The sequence below is a fragment of the Agrobacterium sp. SORGH_AS_0440 genome (assembly GCF_031453135.1).
GTDB classification, from domain to species: Bacteria; Pseudomonadota; Alphaproteobacteria; order Rhizobiales; family Rhizobiaceae; genus Agrobacterium; species Agrobacterium pusense.
The window spans coordinates 1,287,745-1,313,765 of the sequence record NZ_JAVIYR010000002.1 but is presented as its reverse complement, the minus strand read 5'-3'; the positions used below and the strand labels follow the sequence as shown (position 1 = coordinate 1,313,765).

The following is a 26,021-nucleotide window of genomic DNA, read 5'->3' as shown; positions in this document are numbered from 1 at the left end:
TCGATCCAGTAACAGGGCAGCGCGGAATTAAACGGAAAAGACAGGTCTATCGCAGGCGATATCAGACCTGCATGATTTCCTTTTCCTTCTCGGCAAGCAAGCGGTCAATTTCCGAAATCGTGTCGTCGGTCATTTTCTGCACCTTTTCCGACTGGCCACGGCTTTCGTCCTGACCGATGTCGCCATCCTTTTCGGCTTTTTTCAGACCGTCCATGCCATCACGACGGACATGGCGAATCGCCACCTTGGATTTTTCGGCATAGTCATGGGCGACCTTGACGAGCGACTTGCGGCGCTCTTCATTGAGTTCAGGCAACGGAATTCTGAGGTTCTGGCCGTCAACGATCGGGTTGAGGCCGAGGTTGGATTCGCGGATGGCGCGGTCGACAGCGTTGACCATCGACTTGTCCCAGATGTTGACGCCGAGCATGCGCGGCTCGGGAACGGTGATGTTGGCCACCTGGTTGAGCGGCACACGCGAACCGTAGGCGTCGACGGTCACTGGGTCCAGAATGTTGGCCGACGCGCGGCCGGTGCGCAGCGACGCGATATCGCTCTTGAACGCATTGATGGCGCCATCCATACGGCGCTTGATATCGTTGAGGTCAACACCACTCATCTTGATACTCCATCTTGTCGGCCAGCGGCCGTATTCGCCCCAGGGGCGGCATCGTTTTGGATTATTTGTCGTGCACGATGGTCTTGCGGCCGCCGCCGGTCAATATCTGTGCAAAACCACCCTTCTCATGGATCGAGAAAACAATGATCGGGATGTGGTTTTCGCGGGCAAGGGCGACAGCGGCGATATCCATGACCGCGAGCCCCTTGCCGAGCACTTCGCTATGGGTCAGCTCGTCAAAGCGGGTTGCCGTCGGGTCCTTCTTTGGGTCAGCGGAATAGATGCCGTCCACCTGGGTTCCCTTGAAGATCGCCTCTGCGCCCATTTCGGCGGCGCGCAGTGCAGCAGCGGAATCGGTGGTAAAGAACGGGTTGCCCGTACCGCCGGCGAAAATCACCACGCGGCCCTGGGCCAGATGATGAAGGGCGGCACGCTGGGAGAAGCTCTCACAGATCTCGGGCATGGCGATTGCCGAAAGAACGACAGTGTCGATGCTGAGCTTGCGGAGCGAGGTGGCAAGGGCCAGCGCGTTGATGACGGTTGCCAGCATGCCCATATGGTCGCCGGTGACGCGGTCGCCGCCCTTGGATGCCACGGCCACGCCGCGAAAGATATTGCCGCCGCCGACGACAACGCCGACTTCAACGCCCATCGCCCTTGCCTCGGCGATATCGGAGGCAATGCGGTCGGCCACCGCCACATCGATACCGAAACCCTGATCACCCATGAGGGCTTCGCCGGAAGCCTTGAGAAGAACGCGTTTGTAGATCGGCTTGGAAGACATCATGACTCCTCGGAAATGTAACCGAAACGCGGATACACGAAGGGCACCGCGTTGTCACGCGATGCCCTCCGGTTTTCCCAAGATTGGGTAAATATAATCAGCCCTTGGCGACGGCTGCGACTTCAGCTGCGAAATCGCTTTCTTCCTTTTCGACGCCTTCGCCGAGCAGCAGGCGAACCATGCCGGTAACTTCGATGGAAGCGCCAGCTTCCTTCTCGGCTTCCTTGACGGCAGCGCCGACGGTCAGGTCGGGGTTGATGACGAAAGCCTGCGACAGAAGGGCGACTTCTTCGAAGAACTTGCGCATGCGGCCATCAACCATCTTTTCGATGATGGCTTCAGGCTTGCCGGATTCGCGGGCCTGTTCGATGAAGACGTTGCGCTCGCGCTCAGCAACGGCAGCGTCTACTTCTTCAGCACGGATGGCGAGCGGGTTGGTTGCGGCGATGTGCATGGCAACCTGGCGGCCGATGGAGTTGAGAACTGCCTTGTCGCCTTCCGACTTCAGCGCAACGAGAACGCCGAGCTTGCCGATGCCGTCGCCGGCAGCGTTGTGGATGTAGGTCGCGACAACGCCGTGCGGCACTTCCAGCGCAGCGGAACGACGCAGCGTCATGTTCTCGCCGATCGTTGCGATCGCGTCCTTGATGCTGTCGGAAACGGACTTGCCGGTTGCCGGATAGGTGGCAGCGGAAACAGCGTCAACGGTGCCATCGGTGGAGAGGGCAACCTGGGCGATGCCGCGGATGAGGTCCTGGAAAGCGTCGTTACGGGCAACGAAGTCGGTTTCCGAGTTCAGCTCGACAACGACAGCCTTGTGACCCATGGTGGCAACGCCGACCAGACCTTCGGCAGCCGTGCGGCCGGACTTCTTGTCGGCCTTCGCGATGCCCTTGGCGCGCAGCCAGTCGATCGCCGCTTCCATGTCGCCATTGGTTTCAGCAAGAGCCTTCTTGCAGTCCATCATGCCTGCGCCAGACTTTTCGCGCAGTTCCTTCACCATTGCGGCTGTGATTTCGGTCATTGTGTGCCTCTTATCGGTTCGATCGGTCAGCCGGCGGAATTTGCCGTGCCGAAGTTCTGGGTGATGACTGTACCCGGCCGCACACCCTTTGAAACCCTGAGGTTCCGACAAGGGGCATGCGCATTCCCAAGTGCTGCGGCGTCGCCAAACATCGAAATGATGGGTGCCGCTCTAGTGTGACAGCGTTATGAAGACTGCCTGCCGTTCCAACCACCTCGGACGCCCGTGGTTTCCAGAAACCGTGGCGGAGCGGTTAGAAACGAACAAGGCCGTCAACCCATTGAAGGTCTTTGACGGCCTTGTCATATCCTGGTCGAGGAGACGGCGATACGGGATCGCCGCCAGACAGGGCCTATATCAGGCGCCAGCCTCGTCTTCGAGAGCGGGCTCGATCGGAGCTTCTTCAGAAGCGCCGATGTCGCGGCCGGAAGCGCCCTGCTGACGGGCAATACCGTCGATGGCAGCGCGGGCGATCAGGTCGCAGTAAAGCGAGATGGCGCGCGAAGCATCGTCGTTACCCGGGATCGGGTAGTCGATGTGATCCGGATCGCAGTTGCTGTCGATGATCGCAACGACCGGAATGCCAAGACGCTTGGCTTCTTCGATCGCGATCTTTTCCTTGTTGGTGTCGATGATGAACATCAGGTCCGGAACGCCGCCCATATCGCGGATACCGCCGAGAGCCTTTTCAAGCTTTTCGCGTTCGCGCTCAAGGTTCAGGCGTTCCTTCTTGGAGTAGCCGGAGCCTTCCGAGTTCAGGATCTCGTCAACCTTGCGCAGGCGCTGGATCGAGTTCGAGATGGTCTTCCAGTTGGTCATCATGCCGCCGAGCCAGCGGGAGTTGACGTAGTACTGGGCCGAACGCTTTGCGCTGTCGGCGATGATTTCGGACGCCTGGCGCTTGGTGCCAACGAACAGAACGCGGCCGCCACGGGCAACGGTGTCGGACACGACCTGAAGGGCGCGCGACAGCATCGGAACGGTCTGAGCCAGGTCGATGATGTGGATGTTGTTACGGTCGCCGAAGATGTACGGCTTCATCTTCGGGTTCCAGCGGTGCGTCTGGTGGCCGAAGTGAACACCAGCTTCCAGAAGCTGGCGCATAGAAAAATCGGGCAATGCCATGCCTTGTTACTCCTTTTCCGGTTTAACCCCCGCGAAGCGAACAGCGCCGATTTTCATCGACACCACCGGGCGGAACGGACCGGATTTCTCCCGGAACATCCCAAGCTTCGCGTGTGGAATGGTGAGCCGCATACAGTCGCCCGCTTAAAAATGCAAGCGATTATGCGAAAAAACCGCGCAAATGGCCCCGTTTCAGCGCACGGGCTTGTTTTCGCAGGTTTCGGGCTTGAGAATATCAAGCTTCGCAAGCTTTCCCGTCAGAACGAAATCGCCGTAATCCATGGTGAGATCGCGGGTGATTCCGTTTTCATAAAGCTTGAACGACATGCGGTAGATCGGCAAAGCGTCGGTGCCGGTCTTGTCGTTGTAATAGGCGATGGTCACCGGCCAGAAGGCGGCCTTGGCGAAATCGCCCGCCTTGCCGGCATCCGCGTCCCCGTCCTTCGGTGTCTGCGCCTTGCCGACCAGCGTCGAGGTGATCAGGCTTTCATCACCATCATCCGACCCATCGAAAATACGGGATTCGAAAATGCGCTTTCCCTGCTTCGCGTGCTCGATGACCTGAAACATGTGTTGTGTCGGGAATTCACTTGCGACCAGACTGACCTGGCGGGCATCCGGACGGGTCAGGTCGACCTTCACGCCATCGCTGCTGTCGGTTGCCGCCCCCTGCACTTCCTTGTCCAGCTTGTCATCGGTGTAGGACTTGGTCTCGAAGGTGAATTTCTTGGCGGCAATGTCTTCGAACGTCGTCGTCTGCTGATCCGTCATCCGCACGGCATCGCCCGTGTTGATCTGCGTTACGAAACGGAAATCCGTCTTGTAACCCTGGCAGGCGGAGCCGGTGAACTCATAGACCATGCGACCAGTCATGCCTTCGATGCCGGAGCGATCGGACGCATCCTTGAGTTCGAGGTCGTAGACGGCGCGATGTGCAATGAGATCGGGAACCGCGACGGGCAAGGCGCTGGCGGCGTTCGACAGGCCGGTCATAAGCCCTGTTGCGGCAACGAAACCAAGCGTCCTGACAAACATGCAATATCTCCTGTTGGACTCGCCGCTCATATTGTACAAGCAACCGCCCGGCTTTTGGATCAACATCTTCTGAATGCCGGATTCTTGAAGGATTTACAACAAAACCGGAGACGAAAATGTCGGACGTCATCGAAGGCCGCCTCAAGGAACTAGGCTTTACGCTTCCTGTTGCGGCAGCACCAGCCGCAAACTACGTTCCGTTCACCATCAGCGGCAATCTGCTTTATGTATCGGGTCAACTGCCGATGGAATCGGGCAAGATTGCGGTGACGGGCCTCGTTGGCCGCGATGTCGACGTGGCAGGCGCCCAGCGCGCAGCCGAACTTTGCGCCGTGAACATCCTCGCACAGGTCAAGGCCGCCTTGAATGGCGATCTGTCGAAAGTCCGCCGCGTCATCAAGCTGAACGGCTTTGTGGCTTCCGTTCCCGAGTTCGTTGAGCAACATCTCGTCATCAACGGTGCATCGAACCTCATCGCCAATGTTCTGGGCGAAGCCGGCAAACATGCCCGCGCCGCCGTCGGCATGGCCGCCCTGCCCTTCAATGCATCGGTCGAAATCGACGCCATCGTGGAAATCGACGTATGACACTGAAACTCTCCTGGCTGACGGCCCAGCCCGTCGCCCATCGCGGTTATCATGATCTCAACAAGACGGTCTGGGAAAACACGCTCTCCGCCTTTTCCCGCGCCGTCGAGGCCGGTTTTGCGATCGAATGCGACGTTCAGCTGGCGGCCGACAGTGTGCCGGTGGTTTTCCATGATCACGATCTGGAAAGGCTGACCGGCATCAAGGGCGATGTGCGTGAACGCACCTCGGCGGAGCTGGCAATGCTTTCCGTCGGCCAAACCAAGGATCGCGTTCCGAGCCTCAAGCAGCTTCTGGCTCTCGTGGCCGGCAAGGTGCCGCTGGTTATTGAGCTGAAGGGCCGCGAGGGCGAAGGCGTCGATGACGGCTTTGCCGAAGCGGTGCTGGAAGACCTCGAGGGCTATAACGGCCACGTGGCGCTGATGAGCTTCGACCACCATCTGCTCAAGGACCTGAAGGCTGCGGGCTCGCCCTGGCCGCTCGGGCTGACGGCCGAAGGCGATAGGCCGGAGGACTTCTTCAGACATGACGACGCCATGCAGCTGGGGCTCGATTTCATCTCCTATCATTGGGGTCACCTGCCCAACAGCTTCATCGAAGCGCAAAGAAAACTCGGGCTTCCGGTGATTACCTGGACGGTCAGGGATGAAAATGCGCGCGAGACGACCTATAAATATGCGGACCAGATGACATTCGAAGGTTTCGACCCGAGAGAGAACCCGTCCACCACGGCATGACAGAAGATTATTCCATCAGCATTGCGCAGTCCTTCGCGGACATCGATCCGGAGAGCTGGAAACGGCTTTCCGGAACATCGCGCGATGCATCAGGAAAATCTTACAACCCCTTCATATCGCATGAATTCCTGTCTTCCATGGAAGACTCCGGCTCGGCCACCGCCAAGACTGGCTGGCTGGGGCACCACCTGCTGCTGGAAAACGCTGCAGGCACCCTCATTGGCGCCGTACCTGCCTACCTGAAAAACCACAGCAAGGGCGAATACGTCTTCGATCACGGCTGGGCAGATGCCTTCGAGCGGGCTGGCGGGCATTATTATCCGAAATTGCAATGCTCAGTGCCCTTTACCCCGGCGACGGGCCCGCGGCTGCTGGTTGCCAACGGCGAAGATGTCGGACGATTCAAGCCGCTCCTTGCCTCCGGTCTTGCACAAGTGACCGAGAAGATCGGCGTTTCCTCGGCTCACGTCACGTTTCTGGAAGAGGATGACCTATCCGCTCTTCTGCCTGGCGATTTCCTGCATCGTACGGACCAGCAATTCCATTTCATCAATGACGGTTATCGCGATCACAACGATTTCCTCGATGCGCTGTCATCACGCAAGCGCAAGGGGCTCAAGAAGGAGCGCCGGTCAGCGCTGGAACCCGGCATCGAGATCGACTGGCTGACGGGGTCCGACCTGACGGAGGACATATGGGACCAGTTTTTCGCCTTCTACATGGATACCGGCAGCCGTAAATGGGGCCGGCCCTATCTGACCCGGGAATTTTATTCGCTGATCGGCGAGCGAATGGCCGATGACGTGCTGCTGGTCATGGCGAAACGCGAGGGGCGCTATATTGCCGGTGCGATCAACTTTATCGGCTCGGACGCGCTTTACGGCCGGCACTGGGGCTGCATCGAGGATCATCCTTTTCTGCATTTCGAGGTCTGCTACCATCAGGCGATCGATTTTGCGCTGTCCAAGGGTTTGAAACGGGTGGAAGCCGGTGCGCAGGGCGAACACAAGCTGGCGCGCGGCTACGTGCCCGTCACCACCCATTCGGCGCATTTCATCGTCCACCCGGGCCTGCGCCGCGCCATTGCCGATTATCTTCAGCGGGAGCGCGAAGAGGTCGAGCATATCGGCGATTACCTTGATGAACACACGCCTTTCCGCAAGGGCGAAAGACAGGAACCGGACGCATAGTCCGACATACGGAGAGAGCAGAATGACGGCCAGCGCCTATGACGACAACAATATCTTCGCAAAAATCCTGCGCGGCGAAATTCCGAGCCATAAGCTTTACGAGGACGAGCATACTCTGGCCTTCATGGATGTGATGCCGCAGGCCCCGGGCCATCTGCTCGTCGTTCCCAAGACCGGCTCCCGCAACCTGCTCGACGCCGATCCCGAAGTGCTGGCGAAAACCATTCCGGTGGTGCAAAAACTCGCAGTCGCGGCAAAGGAAGCCTTCGATGCGGACGGCGTTTTCATCGCCCAGTTCAACGAACCGGCCGCTGGCCAGACCGTTTTCCACCTGCACTTCCACGTCATTCCACGCAAGGAAGGCGAGCCGCTGAAGCAGCACTCGGGCGTGATGGCCGATGGTGACGTGCTGAAGGCTCACGCAGAGAAGATAAAGGCGGCGCTCGCCTCGTGACGGGCGCCAAGACATCTGCGCGTTTGTCGCGGCCTCCGCACGCCGTTGTGACAGACCCGATCCCTCCGGCTGGCGCGATCAAGTTCTCGATCGCGCTAGCTTTAAGGCGCAGAAGCGCCCTGGCTGCACGCGGCATCATCCTCTGGCCCGTTCGGGAACGCACACGGTGGCAATATTGTTTGCAGTCACGCCGGAGGGCGATAGGCATTTCTCTCCGGCCATGGCCAGCCTTCAAGCATCGTCGGATCCGGCCGGTAAATCTCTACCTGCAGCGGATAACAGGCCGCCGTATCGCTGGAATGCGTGGCGCTGCAATCGCCTCCCGGGCAGGCGGACAGCGCGCCGATGAGATCAATTTCCGCAAAGAACTCAAGATAATCGCCCGGGCGCACCGGACTTGCCTTCATGAAATACTGGTGGGTGTCGCGGGTGAACCCCGTGCACATGAAGACGTTCAACACATCATGAACATGCGGCTCCGCCTGCCGGAGCGAAAGGCCTTTGGCGGAAGCAAGCGCGTTCGTGAGGTTGGAATGGCAACAATGATGATAATCGCCGCCGCTGAGCAGCCTGTTCGTGTAGGGATCGCAGCGCGTGCCGATCACGTCATGCACACCGCCGCCGTCCTCGTCCCAGCCATACCATGACAGCGTGTCATGGGTGATGGTCGCCATCGGCCGAAGGGATGGCAGGTTGCTCCACAACCGGTTGCCGACAGAAACATGGGTGGCATGCAGCGCGCGGGTCTTGCCGCTGAAAAACCGTTCATTCAGATCATGCGCATTCCAGAGGTTCAAATCCCCCACCTGCGGGCCTTCGATACTGACGATGCGGAAAAAATGGCCCTTAGGAACGTTGAAGGTTCGGCCGTCACGCGGCGGCACGATAACCTCATCGATCTTTTCCATGCTCCCGCGTGCATTTTCCAAAAGCGCAAGGTCGGGAGTCTCAAGTGTGCCGTTCGGGTAAACGACGACAGGCGAAATGGCGCGGCGCGCGGCGGCGTCATCGGGTTCGGCAACAGGCGTTCGGGGCATGAAATCCTCTGAGCAATGTAATGTCGGAGGGAAATTGCGGTACGAATGCCCGGCTGACAAGATGGCTTCTTCTTGCGCTCAGACCAAGTTTTACTTACCCTTGTTTCTCATGATGTTGCCTCCGCTCGCCACTCTCCGCGCCTTCGAGGCGGCCGCCAGGAAAGGCAGTTTTGCCCTGGCCGCCCTTGAACTCGGCATGACGGCGACCGCCGTCAGCCAGCATATACGCAATCTCGAGGCATGGCTTGGTGTTGCACTCTTCGAACGGCATGCCAGGGGCGTAACGCTGACGCCGGCCGGGAAGGATTTCGGGGGCACGGTTTCCTCAAGCCTCAGGCAGATCGCTTCCGGCGCAGAACGCATACGCGGCCGTCGCGATCGCATCACGGTCCGCCTCGCCAGCCTGCCTTCAGTCATTGCGCATTTTCTGACGCCGCGGCTTCCGCGTTTCCGGGCGATGCATCCCGATATTCAAGTGTCCATCAGCTATCTCGGCGCCAGGCAGGCCGTGCCGGCCGATCTCACCATAGAGCATGGCGTGTCTGCCGGGCCAAATGCCGTGGCGCTTCTCAGCGCCGAGACACGCCCCACCTGCGCTCCCGGTTACGCCGACCAATTCGGTCCGTTCAGCGAGGTTGCCAGCCTGTTGCAGGCGGAATTGCTGCATGACGATAACGAAATGGCCTGGCGGGCCTGGTTCGCCGCCGCCGGCACGGTCCCGCCGAATAGCACCGGCCCGATTTTCGCGGATTTCAATCTTCTCGTAACAGCGCTGAAGGCCGGCCAGGGCGTCGGTCTCTGTCCGACAGCACTTCTGCGTGACGAGATTGCGAAAGGCGAACTGACCGTTCTCTTCGAGCGCGCCGCCGACAAGGACAAATATTACTGGCTGGTGGAAACGGCGGAAATGAGTACACCGGCGAGGCTTCTGGCGAACTGGCTGTTGGCAGAAGCACGCGAAGCCGGGACTATTCCGCCACCATGACCTGCCCGGCCGCCTCGGCCGTCCTTTCCATGCGCTCTTTTGCCGACAACCATTGGAGCAACCGACCCGAGACGGCGCAGATGATGGCAAAAGCGACGAGACCGCCAAAAACATCCGAGAGGTGGTGCCCGCCCTGCACGAGGACGGCAGGCAGCATCAACAGGTTAAGCGGCAGTATGACGAGCATCGCCCACCAGTGCCTTGGTGCGAACCAGACAGACATTGCCGCCATGAAGATGTGGAACGACGGAAAACCGATAAGTCCCAGGACGCTTTTAGGGGAAAGGTAGCCAACTCCCTGCGTCGCAAGACGGTTCAGTTCCTGCCCATACTCATTGCCCACCGCCAGAGGAATTGCCTGGGAGACCCATTGGGGCAGCTCCATATAGGCAGATGGTCCGAATGTCGGGAAAAATATCCAGAAAACAATGCTCGCAAAAGCGCCCAGCACCCCGGTAACGAGGAAATGATGCAGCACCCGGTTCTTGCCCGTAAAGCCCAGAGTGAGGACAATCAATAGAAGCTGGGGAAGTGATGTCGCATAAACGAAGAACAGGATTGTCCCGATCCACGGATGCGTTGCCGCCCAGATGACAATGTCCTTCCAACTATAGCCAAATGCCGCGTCCACAGCGAAGAGCACATGATCGATCGTCGGGAACGCAATTGGCAGGAACATATAGTTGAAGATGGAGGCCGCGAGCGTGAAGAGGATAAAGAGCCCTCCCGACATGAGGGCGGCGGCGATACGGTCATCGCGCCCGCTTCTGCGATAGAATTGACCGAGAAGAAAGACGCCGGCACCCGCGAATACACACAGGAAGTACCCGGCATAATCCACGCTGATGCCCCTTGCTGCAATCAAGGCTGCATCAACGACAAATAATAAAGCGATAAAGCCAACGACGAAACGTTCCGCTGCAAATAATCGCATGGCGCTGGATCCCTGTTTTGATCGCGCAGTCTAAACAGGGAGTTTTAATACCAGGTTAGAAACCCAGCGCGAAAAGTCCGCCTGCCAGGAGCACGATCGGCACCGCGACGCCGACGATGACGCGTTGGCCGGCGGCCAGAAAGGCAATAAAGCCGAGTGCAGCCGCGCCGATGCGCAGCCATAGGGGCGTGGTTTCCAGCGTTCCGGTCGGAAACACGATCAGCTTGGCGGTGACCGCCATGACGAGTGACGTGGCAACCGCCCTCACCCAATAAAGCGCCTCGGAATCCTCTTTCAACCGGTTACCGGCGAGAACACCGAGCCAGCGCCAGAGATCGGTCGCCAGCCAGCCTGCGATTGCGATGAAGAGATAGGGTGCCCACCAATGGTCGTTCATCATGGTTCACTCTCCGGTGAGGCCGGTTTCACCCTGCGGCGGAATATGAGGCGATCGATTGCATAAGCCACCGTGCCTCCACCGATACCGGCATAAAGGATGTCGAATTCGGGTGCGAGGACCGCAAAGGCCGGACCGGCGATGACGCCGATGACAAAGGCGACCTTGACGACGGAGTGGCGCGCCGAAGCCCAGATGGACGCGACGAAATAAACCGGCGTCAGGAAGAACAGGACACCAGCAACCAGCGGCGGAAACGCGGCGACGACACCGTAACACAAGCCAACGATGATGGCATTGACGACGGTGAGCGTGATGCCAAACCCGGCAAACCAGGCGGCGCGGGCCTCCCGCGGCACCTTTGAAAGGTTCTGTGTTGCAAAGACCCACGCCGTAATCGCAACGAAATGCGAAAGGAACAGCAAAATCCAGGTCGGCGTCTTCGCGCCGCGCATTTCGGGAACGATGGAGGCCACCATCGGCATCATACGTACCGATGACAATGTCACCGCCAGAAAACAGGCGGCAAGATTGGCGCCGCCGACCATGGAGCCGATCAGGATCATCTTGGCGGGCAATGCCCAGATGAACAGCGTCATGAACACGGCTTCACCGCGGGCTACGCCCGATTCCAGTGCAAAAGCGCTGAAACCGACGAAGGATGTCATGAGAATAAGGGACGGCAGCGAGAATATGCCCCGCATTCCCCTGAAAAACCAGCCGCGCAATGGGATGGTGTCGCTATCGGCATTTTGCATTGCGAACCCACTCGTGCATGTCGTCTGAAATGCCGTGGCATCGCGGCAACGTCATACAGACGGAGAAATGAAGACTTGCCGCCGATTCCATTAAAGAGCGGCACGCTTCATGCATAAAAATGCCGGGCTTTCGCCCGGCATCTGTTTATCGATCAAAGACCGCGGTCACTTCTTCTTCGGTACCTTCGGTACGGCGTTGGCCTTGCGCCGCGGCTTTTCGGCATCGTCGGACTTGTCAGCTTCGGCGACGAGGACATCCGCCTCTTCCTTCGCTTTAGCAGCCTTGGAAGATGTTTTCGCCTTTGCCTTGCCGGGGGACTTCGCCGCCTTGAGTTCGGCTTCCGGCTGCGGTTTGACGGGTGCGGTCTCCGGCAGAACCTCGAGTATGAGGCCATCGGCACCGTCATCCTTCTTGCCGACGGTGACGCTGACGACGCCGCCCTTTTTCAGCTTGCCAAAGAGAATTTCATTGGCGAGCGGCTTCTTGATGTTCTCCTGAATCACACGAGACAGAGGCCGAGCGCCCATCTTCTCGTCGTAACCCTTCTCCGCCAGCCAGGAGATCGCATCTTCATGCAGATCGAAGGTGACGTTGCGCTCCGAGAGCTGGGTTTCCAGCTGCATGACGAACTTCTGCACGACCTTGTGGATAACGGCGGTCGGCAGCGGCGAGAACGGAATGATCGCATCCAGACGGTTGCGGAACTCCGGCGTGAACAGGCGGTTGATCGCCTCTTCATCTTCACCCGTGCGGCGCGAAGAACCGAAACCGATGGCGGATTTCGCCATTTCGGAAGCGCCCGCATTCGTCGTCATGATGAGGATGACGTTGCGGAAGTCGATTTTCTTGCCGTTATGGTCGGTCAGCGAGCCGTGGTCCATCACCTGCAACAGGATGTTGTAGATGTCAGGATGCGCCTTTTCGATTTCGTCCAGCAGCACCACGGAATGCGGATGCTGATCGACGCCATCGGTCAGGAGACCTCCCTGGTCGAAGCCGACATAACCGGGAGGCGCACCAAGCAGGCGCGACACGGTATGACGTTCCATGTACTCCGACATATCGAAGCGCAGCATCTCGACGCCGAGCGAGGCGGCAAGCTGCTTGGCCACTTCCGTCTTGCCCACGCCTGTCGGGCCGGAGAAGACATAGGAGCCAATCGGCTTGTTCGGTTCGCGCAGACCGGCACGGGCCAGCTTGATGGCCGTGGCAAGCGCCTCAATGGCGATGTCCTGACCATAAACGACGGAGCGCAGTTCCTTTTCGAGGTTGGCGAGAACCATCTCGTCATCCTTGGAAACCGTCTTCGCGGGAATACGGGCCATCGTTGCGATGGTCGCCTCAATTTCCCGTTCGGTGATCAGCTTGCGACGCTTGGAAACGGGCAGCAGCATCTGCGCTGCACCGGTTTCGTCAATCACGTCGATCGCCTTGTCCGGCAACTTGCGGTCCGAGATATAGCGGGCCGACAGTTCAACGGCAGCCTTGATCGCCTCATTGGAATATCTGAGGTGATGGTAATCCTCGAAATAGGGCTTCAGGCCCTTCATGATCGCGATGGCGTCATCAATCGACGGCTCATTGACATCGATTTTCTGGAAACGACGCACGAGCGCACGATCTTTCTCGAAGAACTGGCGATATTCCTTGTAGGTGGTCGAACCGATGCAGCGTATCGCGCCAGAAGACAGCGCAGGCTTCAAGAGGTTAGACGCATCCATCGCGCCGCCGGAGGTCGCGCCCGCACCGATGACGGTGTGGATTTCATCGATGAACAGGACCGCGCCCGGGTACTCTTCGAGTTCCTTGACGACCTGCTTCAGACGCTCTTCGAAATCACCGCGATAACGGGTGCCGGCAAGCAGCGTGCCCATGTCGAGCGAGAAGATCGTGTCATTGGCGAGCGCCTCCGGCACCTTGCCTTCGACGATACGCTTGGCCAAGCCTTCGGCGATTGCCGTCTTGCCGACGCCCGGATCACCCACGTAAAGCGGATTGTTCTTGGAGCGGCGGCAGAGGATCTGGATGGTGCGGTTGACCTCGTCGTGACGGCCGATCAACGGGTCGATCTTACCGTTTTTCGCCTTTTCATTGAGGTTGACGCAATAGGCCTTCAACGCATCCTGCTGCTTCTTGGCGGACGATCCGTCCTCTTCGGGATTGCTGCGGTTCGGCTTGTTTTCGCTTTCCGGTTCGTCAGCGCCACGCGGCGTGCGCGTCTGGGACGTGCCGGGGCGCTTGCCGATACCGTGAGAGATATAGTTGACCGCATCGTAACGGGTCATTTCCTGTTCCTGCAGGAAATAGGCAGCATGGCTCTCGCGCTCGGCGAAAATCGCCACAAGCACGTTTGCGCCGGTCACTTCCTCGCGGCCGGATGACTGAACATGGATCACGGCGCGCTGAATGACGCGCTGGAAGCCGGATGTGGGTTTGGAATCCTCGTCGTAACCGGTGACGAGGTTGGTCAGTTCATTGTCGACGTAATCGCTGACAGTCTTGCGAAGGGCATCGAGATCGACGTTGCAGGCGCCCATGACGGCTGCGGCATCCGCGTCGTCGATCAGCGCCAGAAGGAGATGTTCGAGCGTCGCATATTCGTGGTGACGCTCATTTGCAAAGGTCAGTGCCTGGTGCAGCGCCTTCTCGAGACTCGGGGAAAAAGTTGGCACGTTGCGATCCTCATTTCTTTTCCATGACGCACTGCAGCGGATGCTGGTGCTGTCGGGCGAAATCCATGACCTGGCTTACTTTCGTCTCTGCGACCTCATATGTAAACACCCCGCATTCGCCTACGCCGTGCTGGTGCACGTGCAGCATGATGCGGGTTGCCGCTTCACGATCTTTCTGGAAAAACCGTTCCAGAATGTGAATGACGAATTCCATGGGAGTGTAGTCGTCATTCAGTAAAAGAACACGGTACAAATTCGGTCTTTTCGTCTTCGGCTTAACGCGGGTGATAACAGACGTTCCACGGTTGGTACCGCCCCCGTCTTCCCCTTCGCCCTCGCCCTGCATGTAGATCGGCTTAGCGATCATCTTTCATCATTCTCCAAACTGTTCTCAAACCGACAGCTGATTGCCAGGAGGGAGAACTTCGCCTCTCCATATTTAGGTCGTTAAGAAGCGATTTTAAGCCCCTTGCGCGACGGTGCAATCACTATTGCGTTTGCGAAGAGGCAAACCTCGCGAAAAGTGCGGGATATGACAGGTAACCGAAGTCCGAGAAGACATGCCTCGCCCGCATGGGCGCGCCTTCGCGCCAAATGCGGACGGCTGCGACAGGCGACGGCACCGCCGAGTTCGGTTCGACGGCGCCGGTCTCACTCCTTGTCGTCGAGCATTTCGCGCACGGCGATGGCAAGCTGCTTCAATGAGAAGGGTTTGGGCAGGAAACCGAACTTGGCATCAGCCGGCAGGTTTTTCGCGAAGGCATCCTCGGCATAACCTGAAACGAAGATGAATTTAAGGTCTGGATAGGACTTGCGCAGCTCTCTCAGCAGCGACGGGCCGTCCATCTCAGGCATCACGACGTCGGAAACGACGATATCCACTTTGCCTTCCAGTTCCTCCATCACCTCCAGCGCCTCTGTGCCGGAGCCTGCCTCGTGCACGGTGTAGCCGCGCGTTTCCAGCATGCGCTTGCCGCCACGCCGCACCGCCTCTTCGTCTTCCACCAGCAGCACGACGGCGGATTTGCCTGTCAGGTCCAGCGGCTCCTCCTTCACCGGCTCGGCCGCGGCGACCGGCGCAAGCGCCGCCTCGCCTGGCTGCTGTCCAGTGCCGGGAACCGCCTCCACCACGTGGCGCGGAAGGTAGATGCGGAAAGCCGTTCCCCTGCCCACTTCCGATTCGGGATAAATATAGCCGCCGGACTGTTTGACGATGCCGTAGACCATCGACAGCCCGAGGCCCGTGCCCTTGCCCACTTCCTTGGTGGTGAAGAACGGTTCGAAAATCTTGTCCATGATCTCCGGCGGGATGCCCGTGCCGTTATCGGCAACTTCCACCATCACCATGTCTTCGGCCGGGAATTCGGGACGGCCGAGCGCGGCGATCTCTTCTGCGTCGACGTTGCGTGTCCTGATGGTGATCTTGCCGCCATCGGGCATGGCGTCGCGTGCATTCACGCAGAGATTGATGAGCACCTGCTCGAACTGCGACAGGTCTGTTTTCACCGGCCACAGGTCCCGGCCATAATCGACCTCCAGCTTGACATTGGTGCCGGAAATCAGCCTGTCCACCAGCATGCGCAGATCGCCGATCACATCCGTCAGGTTGAGGATTGCCGGGCGCATCGTCTGCTTGCGCGAGAATGCCAGAAGCTGGCGCACCAGTACGGCGGCGCGGTTGGCGTTTCGCTTGATCTCCATCAGATCGGCGAAGCTAGGATCGGCCGGACGCGCCTGCAAGAGCAGATGGTCGGACGACAGCAGGATGGCGGTCAACACGTTGTTGAAATCGTGGGCGATGCCGCCTGCGAGCGTGCCCACCGCGTTCATCTTCTGCGTCTGCGCCATCTGGGTTTCGAGCGCCTTCTGCTCTGTCACCTCTATGGCATAGACGATTGCCACCTCCTCCGGCGCCTCGTCGTCCTGGTCGATGACGGCATTGACGTAGAAACGGAAATGCCTGGTCTCGTCGCTCGGATGGCGGGAATCGAAGGGCGCGATATCGCCCTGACGGTCCTTGGCCTCGGCGAGCGCCTGTTCAAGGCGCGGCTTTTCATTGTCGTGAAGGACTGTCTCGAGTGCCACGCCGCGATCAATATCGTCGCGCCCGACAACGCCGGAGAACAGCTTGAGGAAAGGCGCATTGATGCGCAGGATGCGTCCATCGCCGTCAAGCGAGGCAATCGCCATCGGCGTATTGTTGAAAAAGCGCGTGAAGCGCATGGCGGAGGAAGATTCGGTATCCTCCTGCCCCTTGGGCCGCATCAGGACGATGGTACGGCTCTCACCCGGCGCGCCGTCCTTTGCCGTGACCTGGTGGACGAGGCGGGCCGGCATGCTCTGGCCATTCACCCGGCGCATGTCGAGATCGAGGATTTCGGTGCGCTTTGCTGAACCCTGGGGCTGGACGGATTCGATCAGCGCCATACCCTCGCCGGCGACGATGTCCGAGACCGTCATCGAGCCTGGCGAAAACTGTGCGAGATCGATGCCGAGCCATTCCGACAGAGTGGCGTTCAGATAAACGATCTCACCCTTGCGACCGGCGGAAAAGAAACCGGCCGGCGCGTGGTCGAGGTAATCGATGGCATTCTGCAATTCGCGGAAAAAGCGCTCCTGATCTTCGCGCTCTGGCGTGATATCGGCAATCTGGAAGACATGCAGCCCCTCGCCGCCCGAATCCTTCAGCACCCTGCCCTTCAGCCTGTACCAGTGTGGCCCCGCATTGGAATCCTCGCCCAGCGGTTTCAGCAGGCGAAATTCTTCGTAGCCGTCGCGGCCTTCGCGCAGCATGTTGATGAGACGGTAAAGAGCCTCCGTCGCTTCCCGGCTGCGCGACAGCAATGTTTCAAGACTCTGGATATCGCTCGCCTTGGTGGTGCCGCTCATCCTGCAATAGGTGGCGTTGGCATAAACCATATGCCCCTTGGCATCTGTTATCAGCGTACCATCGGGGTGGGCAGAGAGAAACCGGCGTGCAAGCCCATCCGATTGCGATTGCGGCATCACCTCAATGAAACCGATGATCGACGACACCAGAAAGAAAATGCCCATCATGGCCAGCACACCAAGAATGCCGAGCACGATTTCGTTTTCGAGAGAATCCTTGAAATAGACAAAGGCGGCGGCAGCGGCGATCAGCACCAGCGCCAGCAGCAGAATGCGCAACACCGTGCCGGAACGGGCACGCCTGTCCACCAGCGGAAGGTCGTTGTCGCTTGTCTCGCGCACCCGTGTCATCTTGGCCTCGCAGTCGTGCAGGTCGTCATTCGAACAGTCCCGCACTCCGGACGGAATCGGGCAGCAGAATTTCTTGTAGCAACTCGCTCGACCCTCAAAAAGCTCCGCAGCGACACAAAGGCTTAAAACGCACAGCGAAAACGGCTTCAAAACCGCATATCAGCCTCAAAAGACTAATGGCGCGTGCAGGTGAGTTCCCTCACCTGGCATTGGATCCGCGGCGCGGAGCACTCAATCCTGCCGTCACTGACGGTGCAGACCGAACATCCATCGGTAAAGTCCACACACGATGGGTTGTCCCGAACGAACTCATCCATCGTGAAAACCTTGCCTGGCGCCTTATCATCCGCCGCTGCCGAACAGGAAATCAACAGGGCGGTAGTGCAGCGCCTCAGTACGGGTCCGAGGAGACGGGATCGAAACATGGCAAGCGCTCCCTTCTATTGGAAGAATTGCAACTTTCGCTCTCGCCCAGCATTGAAGGACGAGATGTAGCGCTTTGGTGGCGCCGTTGCCATCGATAAGGCGATGCCCGTGCTGAAATGAATAAACCTTGTGTTGCGCCTAAAAAAATCGTCTTTTCGTGCTTGATGTTCACATTATAAGAACCACGGCAATATTAATTGCCCAAGAAATTAAAAAGCCAAAAATCTGAAGGGATGATCTCCATGATGGAAGATTTTATCGGCACCTATGGAAACCGTCTCATCGTCGCCGTCGTCGGCGTGGGTGTGGCCCTCCTCGTTCTGGCGATTGCTCTGTGGATCCTGCGCAGACGAAGCGGTTCGGCGCCCTTTATCCGCGGCGGCCGCAACCGGCAGCCACGTTTGCAGGTGCTTGACGCCACAGCCGTCGATGCGCGGCGTCGGCTCGTGCTGGTGCGGCGCGACAATGTCGAGCATCTGGTCATGATCGGCGGCCCAACCGATATCGTCATCGAGAGCGGCATAGGCGCGATCCCGATCGTCAGGGACGTGCAGGAGCCGGAACTCAAGGCGCTCCCGCGTCAGGAAAGCGAGCCGAAAAGGACCGAGCCTTCCATCTCACCGGAACGCCGCGCCGTGCTGCCGCAGCAGCAACCGTCTCAAGCCCCTGCGCCCGCTTCGATAGCGGAGGAGCCGGTGAAGCAGCCGCAACGGCCGGAACCGCCCGCTCAAGCCCAACGTCCCGCGCCGACAGCAGCGGCAGCATCACCGTCGCCGCGCCCGGCAACGCCACCACCGCCTGCGTCCCCGCCTCCGACGGCGCGTGAATCCGCCGCGCCGGCAAGACCTGCACCTTCCGAGCGGGAGGCGGCCCGTCCTGCCCCGCCGCCAATACCGGTGACCGTAGCCGCCACGGGCGCGACCGTTCTGCCCGTCGCCGCCGCGTCACTCCCCATCACCCCGGAGCGGCCGGAGTTTAAGCGGGCCGAACCCTCGGCACCCGCCCCCGCACCGGTTGCGCCGCCGATCCCGGCCCAGGGACCTATAGAGGCAAAGACGGCAGAGGACGGGCCTGCGGACGTTGCGCCGCCCGTTTTCGCTGCGCGCGAGCCGGTGATCAATCAATCCATCGCAGCCGATTTTCTCGACGCTGCGCGGGAGCGGGTTCTTCCCGGTATGAGCCCGGCGGCGAGCGCACCGTCTGTCCCGTTCCCACCCAAGCCTGAGAATCCGGCTGTCGCCGCCAATGATACCGAGCCGAAATTCTCAGACGAGCTGGCCAGCGATTTCGAGAGCTTCCTCGAAGCTGAGATCGCCAAAAGCAAGGAAGGCGATAGTGACCCGGACGCTCTCCCCGTAGCGGAAAAGCAGGCAAAACCGCAGCCGGCCACGCCACCAGTCACCGGCGCATCGCCGGATGGTGACGTCCAGAAGGAGATGGCACGCATCTTCGGTGAGCTTTCGGTGACCCGCGACCGCTGAAGGGACGAATTTACCCGGCCGAGGTCATTGCATAAAAAAGGGCACGGAAGCGTTTCCGTGCCCTTGTTCTTTTATAGTGTCACCGGTCTGACGCGGCTTAGCCTTATTCGTCGCGGTAGACTTTTTCGCGACGCTCGTGGCGCTCCTGCGCTTCGATGGAGAGGGTCGCAATCGGGCGCGCGTCCAGACGCTTGAGGCCGATGGGCTCGCCTGTTTCCTCGCAATAACCGTAAGTGCCGTCTTCGATCCGCTGAAGGGCTGCATCGATCTTCGATATCAGCTTGCGCTGACGGTCGCGGGCGCGAAGCTCGATCGCCCGGTCTGTTTCGGAAGAGGCCCGATCCGCAAGATCGGGGTGGTTGGCGCTTTCTTCGGCGAGATGTCCGAGCGTCTCGCGCGCTTCTCTCAGGATATCGTTTTTCCAGGCTATGAGCTTCGCGCGAAAGTAGGCGCGCTGGCTGGCATTCATGAACTCATCGTCTTCCGAGAGCACATATTTGCTAAGATCGATCTTCTCACTCAACGCGATTCTCCTCGAAGAACATCTCAATGCGGCGGTGTATACTCCAATGATAGTGGCCGGTTCAAGTCTACAGATCAGTTTTCGGGCATTTTTAAAACTGACACAAAAATCATCTAAATGACTAATTTTTATTCTTTATTCGTATTGAAGCGATCTCTTCTTCAATCACTTCAATGCGACTTACCAACAGGAAAGAGGACTTGCGGTCCTGCAACCCAATCCTGTAGCATTCCGCCCGTGCCCTGACATTCGAACGCCGGTCCCCGCCCTTGACAGCATCTTCCCCGAGCCGAGTTTATCTTCTGCGCCACGCCAAGGCCGCCTGGGCGGCGCCGGGAGAACGGGATTTCGACCGGGGATTGAACGAGGCCGGCTTTGCCGAGGCGGAGGTCATTGCCGACCTCGCCGCCGACCGCCGCTACCGGCCCGAAGTTCTCCTGTCTTCCACGGCCGTGCGTTGCCGGCAGACAACGGAGGCCTGGCAACGGGCCTTCAATGAAGGCATAGACATCTTCTATGTCGATGAGATGTATAATGCGCGCAGCGAAACCTATCTCTCCCTTGTCGCCGCTCAGACGGAGGCGCAGTCAGTGATGCTGGTGGGCCATAACCCCACCATGGAGGCAACGCTGGAAGCGATGATAGGCGAGGACCTGCTGCATGCCGCCCTGCCCTCGGGTTTTCCGACATCGGGCCTCGCGGTTCTGGATCGCGACGGCGGTGCTGCCAACGGCAGAGACCGCTGGCGGCTGGTCGATTTCCTCGCACCGGGCAAATAATCGCTTCGGCGTGCATGAATTGTCGAAAGAAGGCGCGCTGAAAATCCGATGGCGCGCTTCTTTTTTGGGCAACCGTATCTTCCTATATTGCAGCCGTGACCGTTTAACGCAGCCGGGAAATTGCCATTGCCGCCTTCTCTTACGTCCCTGACAGACAGTGCGCTCATTGCGTTCGATAATCTGGCCGACCGCGCGAGTAACCTCACTCACCCCACATTGCGGCTTGGTGTCACCGGCCTTTCGCGGGCGGGCAAGACGGTTTTCATCTCTTCGCTGGTCCACAATCTTCTCAACGGCGGGCGGCTGCCGCTGTTTGAGGCCATGCGCTCCGGACGCGTCTCTAACGTGCGGCTGGAGCCGCAGCCGGACGACGCCATTCCCCGCTTTCAATATGAAGATCACATCCAGGCACTGGTGCGCGACCGGCTTTGGCCGGATTCGACGCGGGCGATCTCGGAACTCAGGATCACGCTGGATTACCAGAGCGCCAGCGGCTGGGGCCGCTGGTTCTCGGCCGGCAAGCTCTCCATCGATATCGTCGATTACCCCGGCGAATGGCTGCTCGACCTGCCGCTTCTGTCGCAGGATTACAGGCAATTCAGCGATACCACAGTCTCGCTGGCCGGAAGCGGGGTCCGCGCCGAGCTGGCACAGGAATGGCTGGCCATCGCCTCTTCGCTCGATATCAACGCGCCCGCCGACGAAATGACGGCCCGACGCTTGGCTGAAAGCTTCGCGGCCTATCTCAAGGCCTGCAAGTCCGACGAGAGATCGCTGTCCACCCTGCCGCCCGGCCGCTTCCTGATGCCCGGCGATCTGGAAGGGTCGCCCGCGCTGACCTTTGCGCCGCTTCCCGGCCTGACGGACGAAAAAGCGCCGAAAGGCTCCCTGCGCGCCATGATGGAGCGGCGCTACGACGCCTACAAGTCGATTGTCGTCAAACCCTTCTTCCGCGAGCATTTCGCCCGCCTCGACCGGCAGATCGTCCTGATCGACACGCTGCAGGCCGTCAATCGCGGTCCGGAAGCCGTTCAGGATCTGGAGCGGGCGCTGGGCGATGTTCTCGCCTGTTTCCGCCCCGGCACCAACAGCCTGCTGTCGTCGCTGATCGGCCGTCGCATCGACAAGGTGCTGATTGCGGCCACGAAGGCCGATCATCTCCATCACGAAAGCCATGACCGGCTGGAGCGCCTGACCCGGCGTCTGGTCGACCGCGCCATCACCACCATCGGCATGAATGGCGCCGGTATCGAAGTCATGGCGCTGGCTTCGGTTCGCGCCACGAGAGAGGCAAGCGTTCGACAGGATGGCCACGAACTGCCCGTCATCGTGGGCACGCCGATGGCCGGCGAAACCATCAATGGCGAGACATTTGACGGCAATCGCAAGACAGCGATCTTTCCGGGCGACCTGCCTGACGATCCGGAGCCATTGTTCCGCAGCATAGACCGGGATGGCGACAAGGCGACACTACCTGATGTCAATGTCGTGCGTTTTCGACCGCCCAACATTGACGAGCCGGGCAGCGGCGGCATTCGGCTTTCCGTTCCACATATCAGGCTCGACCGCGCCATGCAGTTCCTGTTCGGAGACAAGCTCGCATGAAAGCTCCCACACAAAACGATCCGCAGACGCGCCGCCCCGCCGCTTTCACGCTCGAAACGGAAGAGACGGCACGACCGTCCGCCACGCAGAAGCGAGCGCCGCGCAGTTTCGATGCGGAGATATCTTTGACGCCAGATGAAGACGATCCGTTTCTGGCACCTGAGGACATCGACGCTGCCGCTCTGCCCGTGGCGATACCGAAGAAAAGCCGCTTCTCCTTCGGCAAGCTGGCGCTTGGTGCCTTGGGTGTGCTGTTCTCGCTTGCCTTCGGGCTCTGGGCGGATCAGCTCATCCGCAATCTGTTTTCCCGCTCCGACTGGCTGGGCTACACGGCAACGATCGCCCTCATCGTGGCGCTTTTTGCGGTTCTCGCCCTCGTCGGCCGCGAAGTCTTCGGCATCATGCGGCTGAATGCCGTACAATCTCTCAAGGCGGATGCCGAGACGGCAAGCCTTCACAAGAGCTCGAAACCCGCCCGCGCCATCGTCACCCGCCTGAATGCCGTCCTTTCCCATCGGGCGGAAACGGCCAAGGGGCGCGCGGCGCTGAAGGAAACGGAAAGCGATGTCATCGACGGCCCGCATCTGATCGAGCTTGCCGAACGTGAACTGCTGGTGCCGCTCGACCGACAGGCGCGGGCGCTGATTCTCAATTCATCAAAACGGGTCTCGGTTGTCACCGCCGTCAGCCCACGCGCCGTCGTCGATCTCGCTTATGTGCTGTTCGAAGTGACGCGGCTGGTGCGCGCAATGGCAGAGCTTTACGGCGGCCGTCCCGGCACGCTCGGCATGCTGAAACTCCTGCGCGATGTTGTCGCCCATCTCGCCGTCACGGGCTCGATCGCCGTCGGTGACGGGCTCGCTCAACAGGTTCTCGGACACGGCCTTGCTTCGAAACTCTCCGCACGTCTCGGCGAAGGCGTCATCAACGGCCTGATGACGGCGCGAATCGGCATTGCCGCAATGGATCTTTGCCGCCCGCTGCCGTTCAGGGCTGTGAAACGGCCGGGAATCGGCGATTTCATGTCCGACCTGACGCCCGATTTAAGCAGTGGAAAAAGCGGCGAGAAAGCCTGATTGCTCGGCTTTGAGCGGTTCAAAAGGTTACGGATGACGCCGCAAATGAGAGTGAAATAAACCAAGCATTAACCATTCCGCCGGTAGATTGCAGCCTATCGAACAGGCTTCTTCGCCGGGGAAAGTATCATGTATTCGCGCTTCTTTTCGCTTGTGGGCGGACTTGCCGCCATATTGTCCGTCAGCGGCGGTTTCGGCATGTCTGACGTGCATGCCGCATCACGCGATCGCGACGACGTGTTTTTCCGCTCCGTTGCCGGCGTCTGGAAGGGTCCGGGCGAAATCGTCGCCGGCAAATACAAGGGCACGAAATTCACCTGCGACCTGACGGGCGAACCGCTTGACGACAAGCAGACCGGCATAAAGCTCGGCGGCACCTGCCGCGTCGGCGTCTTCAGCCAGCCTATGTCCGCCGTCATCAGCCAGAAGGGTAACAGCTACGAAGGCAGGTTCCTTGATGGCGCGGCCGGCAAGGGTCTGGACATCACCTCCGGACAGGTCAGCGGCGACAAGGTCGTCGTCGGCATCAACCGCGCCAAACTCAACGGTGCAATGGTTGCCCGCGTCTCCAACGACAATTCGATGAACATCACCATCTCGGTGAAGGTCGCCGATCAGATGATACCAGTCATCGGCGTCACGCTGGCGCGCGATATCGACCAGCTGGCTGTCGGCTCGATCAAGCCGTAAAGACTACAGTTTTTCAGCCATTGCCAGGCGGGAGTGTCCACCACTCCCGCTTTTCGTTTGCGCTGACAATGCCGCTCTTGTCCGCCTGCTGAAGCCATTCCCGGACGGACTTTCCCCTGACCTGGAGATCAGGCGCTATATCAGCAAGCGGCATCAGCACGAATGCGCGCTCCGTCATGCGCGGATGCGGCACTTCAATGCTTTCCGTAACGATAGACTGGTTCCCGAAGGTCAGCACATCGATATCGATGGTGCGCGGGCCCCAGCGTTCCGTCCGCACCCGTTTCATGCCTTTTTCGATATCGAGGCACAGTTCCAGCAGCGCGGGCGCCGAAAGCGCGGTCTCGACCAAAGCGCAGCAATTGAAAAAATCGGCCTGATCCGTCTTGCCCCAGGGAGGTGTGCGGTAAAGGTTGGAGACGGCCATCAGGCGGCAATCGCCATGCGCATCGAGTTCGCGCAGTGCCCTGGCCATGGCGGCGGCCGCATCGCCGATATTGCCGCCGAGACCCAAGGTAGCGACGGTCATCGTTTCAGGCTCGGTGTTCAACGCTCACCTGTGCATAATCCAGAATACCGGGAACCGGCGCCGAGGGCTTGCGCACCGTGATGCGCAGCCAGACGATTTGCGGATAACGGGCACGCAGCGCCTTGGCGATGTCGTTCGCAAGCGCCTCTATGAGATACCGGCGCTGGCCGACGACGATCTTTTCGATGACCGCGAAAGCCACGCCATAATCGACGGTGTTCTCAATATCGTCGGTTTCCAGCGCGTCGCCCGCCTCGACCTCCATCTCGGCGTCGACGAAAAAGCGCTGCCCCAACACCTCTTCCTGTTCAAGAAGACCATGACGGGCAAAGAAGGAACAGTTTTTCAGGATGATGGTATAGCGGCTCATCGCATCGCCTCCATGGCAGGACTGTTTCGCCGGAAAGCCGCACCCTCCTCGGGACATGACATTCCGGCACTCATTGATCTAGGCATCGGCCTTTGCCGACGCTTTGGCAAGAACCGCATCGGCGATTGCCAACGCATCACGCGTCGCGGCGACATTGTGCACACGAAAAATCGAAGCGCCGGCAAGCCTCAGGATCGCCGTCGTCGCAGCCGTTCCGATATCGCGTTCATCGGCCGCATCCCGGCCCGTCAGCGACCCGATAAAACGCTTGCGCGACGTGCCGGCAAGAACCGGCAGGCCAAAGGCGGCAAGCTCGCTGAAACGGGCCATCAACTCAACGTTTTCCCGTTCGTCCTTGGCAAAACCAAAACCGGGATCCAGCACGACGGCATCGCGGGCAACACCCGCGTCCTGGGCGATCTCGAGCGAATGATTGAGGAATTCGAACTGGTCGGCGATGACATCGGCGAGCTTCTGCCGGTCGCGGCCGGTATGCATGATGCAGACGCCCGCGCGGGTGGCGGCGACCACGCCCGCCATTTCGGCGTCTTTCTGCAAACCGAAAACGTCATTGACGATATGCGCCCCTGCCGCGATGGCGAGCCGAGCCGTCGAAGCGCGGTAGGTATCGACGGAAATCAATACATCCGTCTCGCGGCGCAATTTCTCGATGACGGGCAGCACCCGATCCTGCTCCTCGGTTTCCGTTACCGCGGCAGCCCCGGGCCTGGTGGACTCGCCGCCGATATCGATGATGTCGGCTCCTTCTTCCACGCAGGTCAGCGCATGGGAAAAAGCCGCATCGACGGCGAGATAACGACCGCCATCCGAAAAGGAATCGGGCGTTGCGTTGACGATGGCCATAATACGGCCACGCCCATCAAGTTTCAGGGAGCGGCCATGGGCCGCTTGCCACGCGTTGCTGCCGGCTGTTATCACGTAACACGTGCCTTTCGGAATAAC

26 protein-coding genes are annotated in these 26,021 nt (G+C 59.6%); 10 read left to right on the top strand and 16 right to left on the bottom strand.

What is annotated here, in order from left to right:
• Nucleotides 1–61 precede the first annotated feature (61 nt).
• The 5 genes from frr to QE453_RS15705 all read right to left on the bottom strand — a co-directional run bounded on the left by frr (nucleotide 62) and on the right by QE453_RS15705 (nucleotide 4,587).
• Nucleotides 62–619 (bottom strand): ribosome recycling factor, encoded by a 558-nt coding sequence (frr, locus tag QE453_RS15725; RefSeq protein ID WP_004441558.1) that lies wholly within the window; start codon nucleotides 617–619, stop codon nucleotides 62–64.
• A 61-nt stretch (nucleotides 620–680) separates the two neighbouring features.
• Entirely contained in the window at nucleotides 681–1,403 is a 723-nt protein-coding gene (gene pyrH / locus QE453_RS15720; protein ID WP_003502561.1) for a UMP kinase, read from the bottom strand.
• 97 nt (nucleotides 1,404–1,500) lie between these two features.
• A complete protein-coding gene (gene tsf, locus QE453_RS15715) occupies nucleotides 1,501–2,427 on the bottom strand; it encodes a translation elongation factor Ts (protein ID WP_004441554.1) in 927 nt (308 codons plus the stop codon).
• Nucleotides 2,428–2,784: 357 nt separating this feature from the next.
• A complete protein-coding gene (gene rpsB, locus QE453_RS15710; RefSeq protein WP_003502558.1) occupies nucleotides 2,785–3,552 on the bottom strand; it encodes a 30S ribosomal protein S2 in 768 nt (255 codons plus the stop codon).
• A 192-nt stretch (nucleotides 3,553–3,744) separates the two neighbouring features.
• The gene (locus tag QE453_RS15705; protein WP_004441545.1) at nucleotides 3,745–4,587 is read right to left on the bottom strand and encodes a cell envelope integrity EipB family protein; all 843 of its coding nucleotides are present in this window, start codon (nucleotides 4,585–4,587) and stop codon (nucleotides 3,745–3,747) included.
• 116 nt (nucleotides 4,588–4,703) lie between these two features.
• On the opposite strand from QE453_RS15705, the gene QE453_RS15700 reads away from it, so the two are divergent.
• From QE453_RS15700 to QE453_RS15685, 4 genes are read left to right on the top strand one after another with little or no spacing between them, the layout of a single operon-like run.
• Entirely contained in the window at nucleotides 4,704–5,174 is a 471-nt protein-coding gene (locus QE453_RS15700) for a RidA family protein (protein WP_004441543.1), read from the top strand.
• Nucleotides 5,171–5,911: a glycerophosphodiester phosphodiesterase gene (locus tag QE453_RS15695; protein WP_309777404.1), complete on the top strand. Its 741-nt coding sequence runs from the start codon at nucleotides 5,171–5,173 to the stop codon at nucleotides 5,909–5,911. The genes QE453_RS15700 and QE453_RS15695 overlap by 4 nt, the downstream gene beginning before the upstream one ends.
• Nucleotides 5,908–7,101 carry a GNAT family N-acetyltransferase gene (locus tag QE453_RS15690; RefSeq protein WP_309777403.1) on the top strand — a complete coding sequence of 398 codons (1,194 nt, stop codon included), beginning with the start codon at nucleotides 5,908–5,910 and terminating at the stop codon, nucleotides 7,099–7,101. The genes QE453_RS15695 and QE453_RS15690 overlap by 4 nt, the downstream gene beginning before the upstream one ends.
• A 22-nt stretch (nucleotides 7,102–7,123) precedes the next feature.
• Nucleotides 7,124–7,555 (top strand): HIT family protein, encoded by a 432-nt coding sequence (locus tag QE453_RS15685; RefSeq protein ID WP_309777401.1) that lies wholly within the window; start codon nucleotides 7,124–7,126, stop codon nucleotides 7,553–7,555.
• Nucleotides 7,556–7,740: 185 nt separating this feature from the next.
• Here the strand turns inward: QE453_RS15685 and QE453_RS15680 are convergent, their stop codons facing one another.
• Nucleotides 7,741–8,592 carry a DUF1989 domain-containing protein gene (locus QE453_RS15680; protein WP_244405010.1) on the bottom strand — a complete coding sequence of 284 codons (852 nt, stop codon included), beginning with the start codon at nucleotides 8,590–8,592 and terminating at the stop codon, nucleotides 7,741–7,743.
• Nucleotides 8,593–8,701: 109 nt separating this feature from the next.
• Here QE453_RS15680 and QE453_RS15675 point away from each other — a divergent pair, with 109 nt between their 5' ends.
• A complete protein-coding gene (locus tag QE453_RS15675) occupies nucleotides 8,702–9,577 on the top strand; it encodes a LysR family transcriptional regulator (protein ID WP_244405011.1) in 876 nt (291 codons plus the stop codon).
• Here the strand turns inward: QE453_RS15675 and QE453_RS15670 are convergent.
• The 6 genes from QE453_RS15670 to cckA all read right to left on the bottom strand — a co-directional run bounded on the left by QE453_RS15670 (nucleotide 9,561) and on the right by cckA (nucleotide 17,579).
• Nucleotides 9,561–10,511, bottom strand: coding sequence for a phosphatase PAP2 family protein (locus QE453_RS15670; protein WP_022556082.1), 951 nt, complete (start codon nucleotides 10,509–10,511; stop codon nucleotides 9,561–9,563). The genes QE453_RS15675 and QE453_RS15670 overlap by 17 nt on opposite strands.
• 55 nt (nucleotides 10,512–10,566) lie before the next feature.
• The gene (locus QE453_RS15665; RefSeq protein WP_167497135.1) at nucleotides 10,567–10,911 is read right to left on the bottom strand and encodes an AzlD domain-containing protein; all 345 of its coding nucleotides are present in this window, start codon (nucleotides 10,909–10,911) and stop codon (nucleotides 10,567–10,569) included.
• The gene (locus tag QE453_RS15660) at nucleotides 10,908–11,666 is read right to left on the bottom strand and encodes an AzlC family ABC transporter permease (RefSeq protein ID WP_309777398.1); all 759 of its coding nucleotides are present in this window, start codon (nucleotides 11,664–11,666) and stop codon (nucleotides 10,908–10,910) included. The genes QE453_RS15665 and QE453_RS15660 overlap by 4 nt, the downstream gene beginning before the upstream one ends.
• A 165-nt stretch (nucleotides 11,667–11,831) precedes the next feature.
• Nucleotides 11,832–14,339, bottom strand: a complete 2,508-nt coding sequence (gene clpA, locus QE453_RS15655; protein ID WP_004441518.1) for an ATP-dependent Clp protease ATP-binding subunit ClpA — start codon at nucleotides 14,337–14,339, stop codon at nucleotides 11,832–11,834.
• A gap of 10 nt (nucleotides 14,340–14,349) precedes the next feature.
• Nucleotides 14,350–14,706 (bottom strand): ATP-dependent Clp protease adapter ClpS, encoded by a 357-nt coding sequence (gene clpS / locus QE453_RS15650; RefSeq protein WP_003502541.1) that lies wholly within the window; start codon nucleotides 14,704–14,706, stop codon nucleotides 14,350–14,352.
• A gap of 284 nt (nucleotides 14,707–14,990) precedes the next feature.
• A complete protein-coding gene (cckA, locus tag QE453_RS15645) occupies nucleotides 14,991–17,579 on the bottom strand; it encodes a cell cycle histidine kinase CckA (RefSeq protein ID WP_004441511.1) in 2,589 nt (862 codons plus the stop codon).
• 659 nt (nucleotides 17,580–18,238) lie between these two features.
• On the opposite strand from cckA, the gene QE453_RS15640 reads away from it, so the two are divergent.
• Complete coding sequence (locus QE453_RS15640; RefSeq protein ID WP_244405013.1) at nucleotides 18,239–19,486, top strand: flagellar biosynthetic protein FliO; 1,248 nt, start codon at nucleotides 18,239–18,241, stop codon at nucleotides 19,484–19,486.
• A 103-nt stretch (nucleotides 19,487–19,589) separates the two neighbouring features.
• Here the strand turns inward: QE453_RS15640 and dksA are convergent, their stop codons facing one another.
• A complete protein-coding gene (dksA, locus tag QE453_RS15635; protein WP_004441503.1) occupies nucleotides 19,590–20,009 on the bottom strand; it encodes an RNA polymerase-binding protein DksA in 420 nt (139 codons plus the stop codon).
• Nucleotides 20,010–20,311: 302 nt separating this feature from the next.
• On the opposite strand from dksA, the gene QE453_RS15630 reads away from it, so the two are divergent.
• The 4 genes from QE453_RS15630 to QE453_RS15615 all read left to right on the top strand — a co-directional run bounded on the left by QE453_RS15630 (nucleotide 20,312) and on the right by QE453_RS15615 (nucleotide 24,159).
• Nucleotides 20,312–20,788 carry a histidine phosphatase family protein gene (locus QE453_RS15630; RefSeq protein WP_244405477.1) on the top strand — a complete coding sequence of 159 codons (477 nt, stop codon included), beginning with the start codon at nucleotides 20,312–20,314 and terminating at the stop codon, nucleotides 20,786–20,788.
• A 126-nt stretch (nucleotides 20,789–20,914) separates the two neighbouring features.
• Nucleotides 20,915–22,393, top strand: a complete 1,479-nt coding sequence (locus QE453_RS15625) for a YcjX family protein (RefSeq protein WP_072494328.1) — start codon at nucleotides 20,915–20,917, stop codon at nucleotides 22,391–22,393.
• Nucleotides 22,390–23,469 carry a YcjF family protein gene (locus QE453_RS15620; protein ID WP_309777396.1) on the top strand — a complete coding sequence of 360 codons (1,080 nt, stop codon included), beginning with the start codon at nucleotides 22,390–22,392 and terminating at the stop codon, nucleotides 23,467–23,469. The genes QE453_RS15625 and QE453_RS15620 overlap by 4 nt, the downstream gene beginning before the upstream one ends.
• A 129-nt stretch (nucleotides 23,470–23,598) precedes the next feature.
• Nucleotides 23,599–24,159 (top strand): hypothetical protein, encoded by a 561-nt coding sequence (locus QE453_RS15615; protein WP_004441493.1) that lies wholly within the window; start codon nucleotides 23,599–23,601, stop codon nucleotides 24,157–24,159.
• A gap of 13 nt (nucleotides 24,160–24,172) precedes the next feature.
• Here QE453_RS15615 and folK read toward each other — a convergent pair whose 3' ends face one another.
• From folK to folP, 3 genes are all read right to left on the bottom strand, one after another.
• Nucleotides 24,173–24,688 carry a 2-amino-4-hydroxy-6-hydroxymethyldihydropteridine diphosphokinase gene (gene folK / locus QE453_RS15610; protein WP_309777394.1) on the bottom strand — a complete coding sequence of 172 codons (516 nt, stop codon included), beginning with the start codon at nucleotides 24,686–24,688 and terminating at the stop codon, nucleotides 24,173–24,175.
• Nucleotides 24,689–24,692: 4 nt separating this feature from the next.
• The gene (folB, locus tag QE453_RS15605) at nucleotides 24,693–25,058 is read right to left on the bottom strand and encodes a dihydroneopterin aldolase (RefSeq protein ID WP_003502532.1); all 366 of its coding nucleotides are present in this window, start codon (nucleotides 25,056–25,058) and stop codon (nucleotides 24,693–24,695) included.
• Nucleotides 25,059–25,136: 78 nt separating this feature from the next.
• Complete coding sequence (gene folP / locus QE453_RS15600) at nucleotides 25,137–25,922, bottom strand: dihydropteroate synthase (protein ID WP_309778176.1); 786 nt, start codon at nucleotides 25,920–25,922, stop codon at nucleotides 25,137–25,139.
• Between the last annotated feature and the right edge of the window lie 99 nt (nucleotides 25,923–26,021).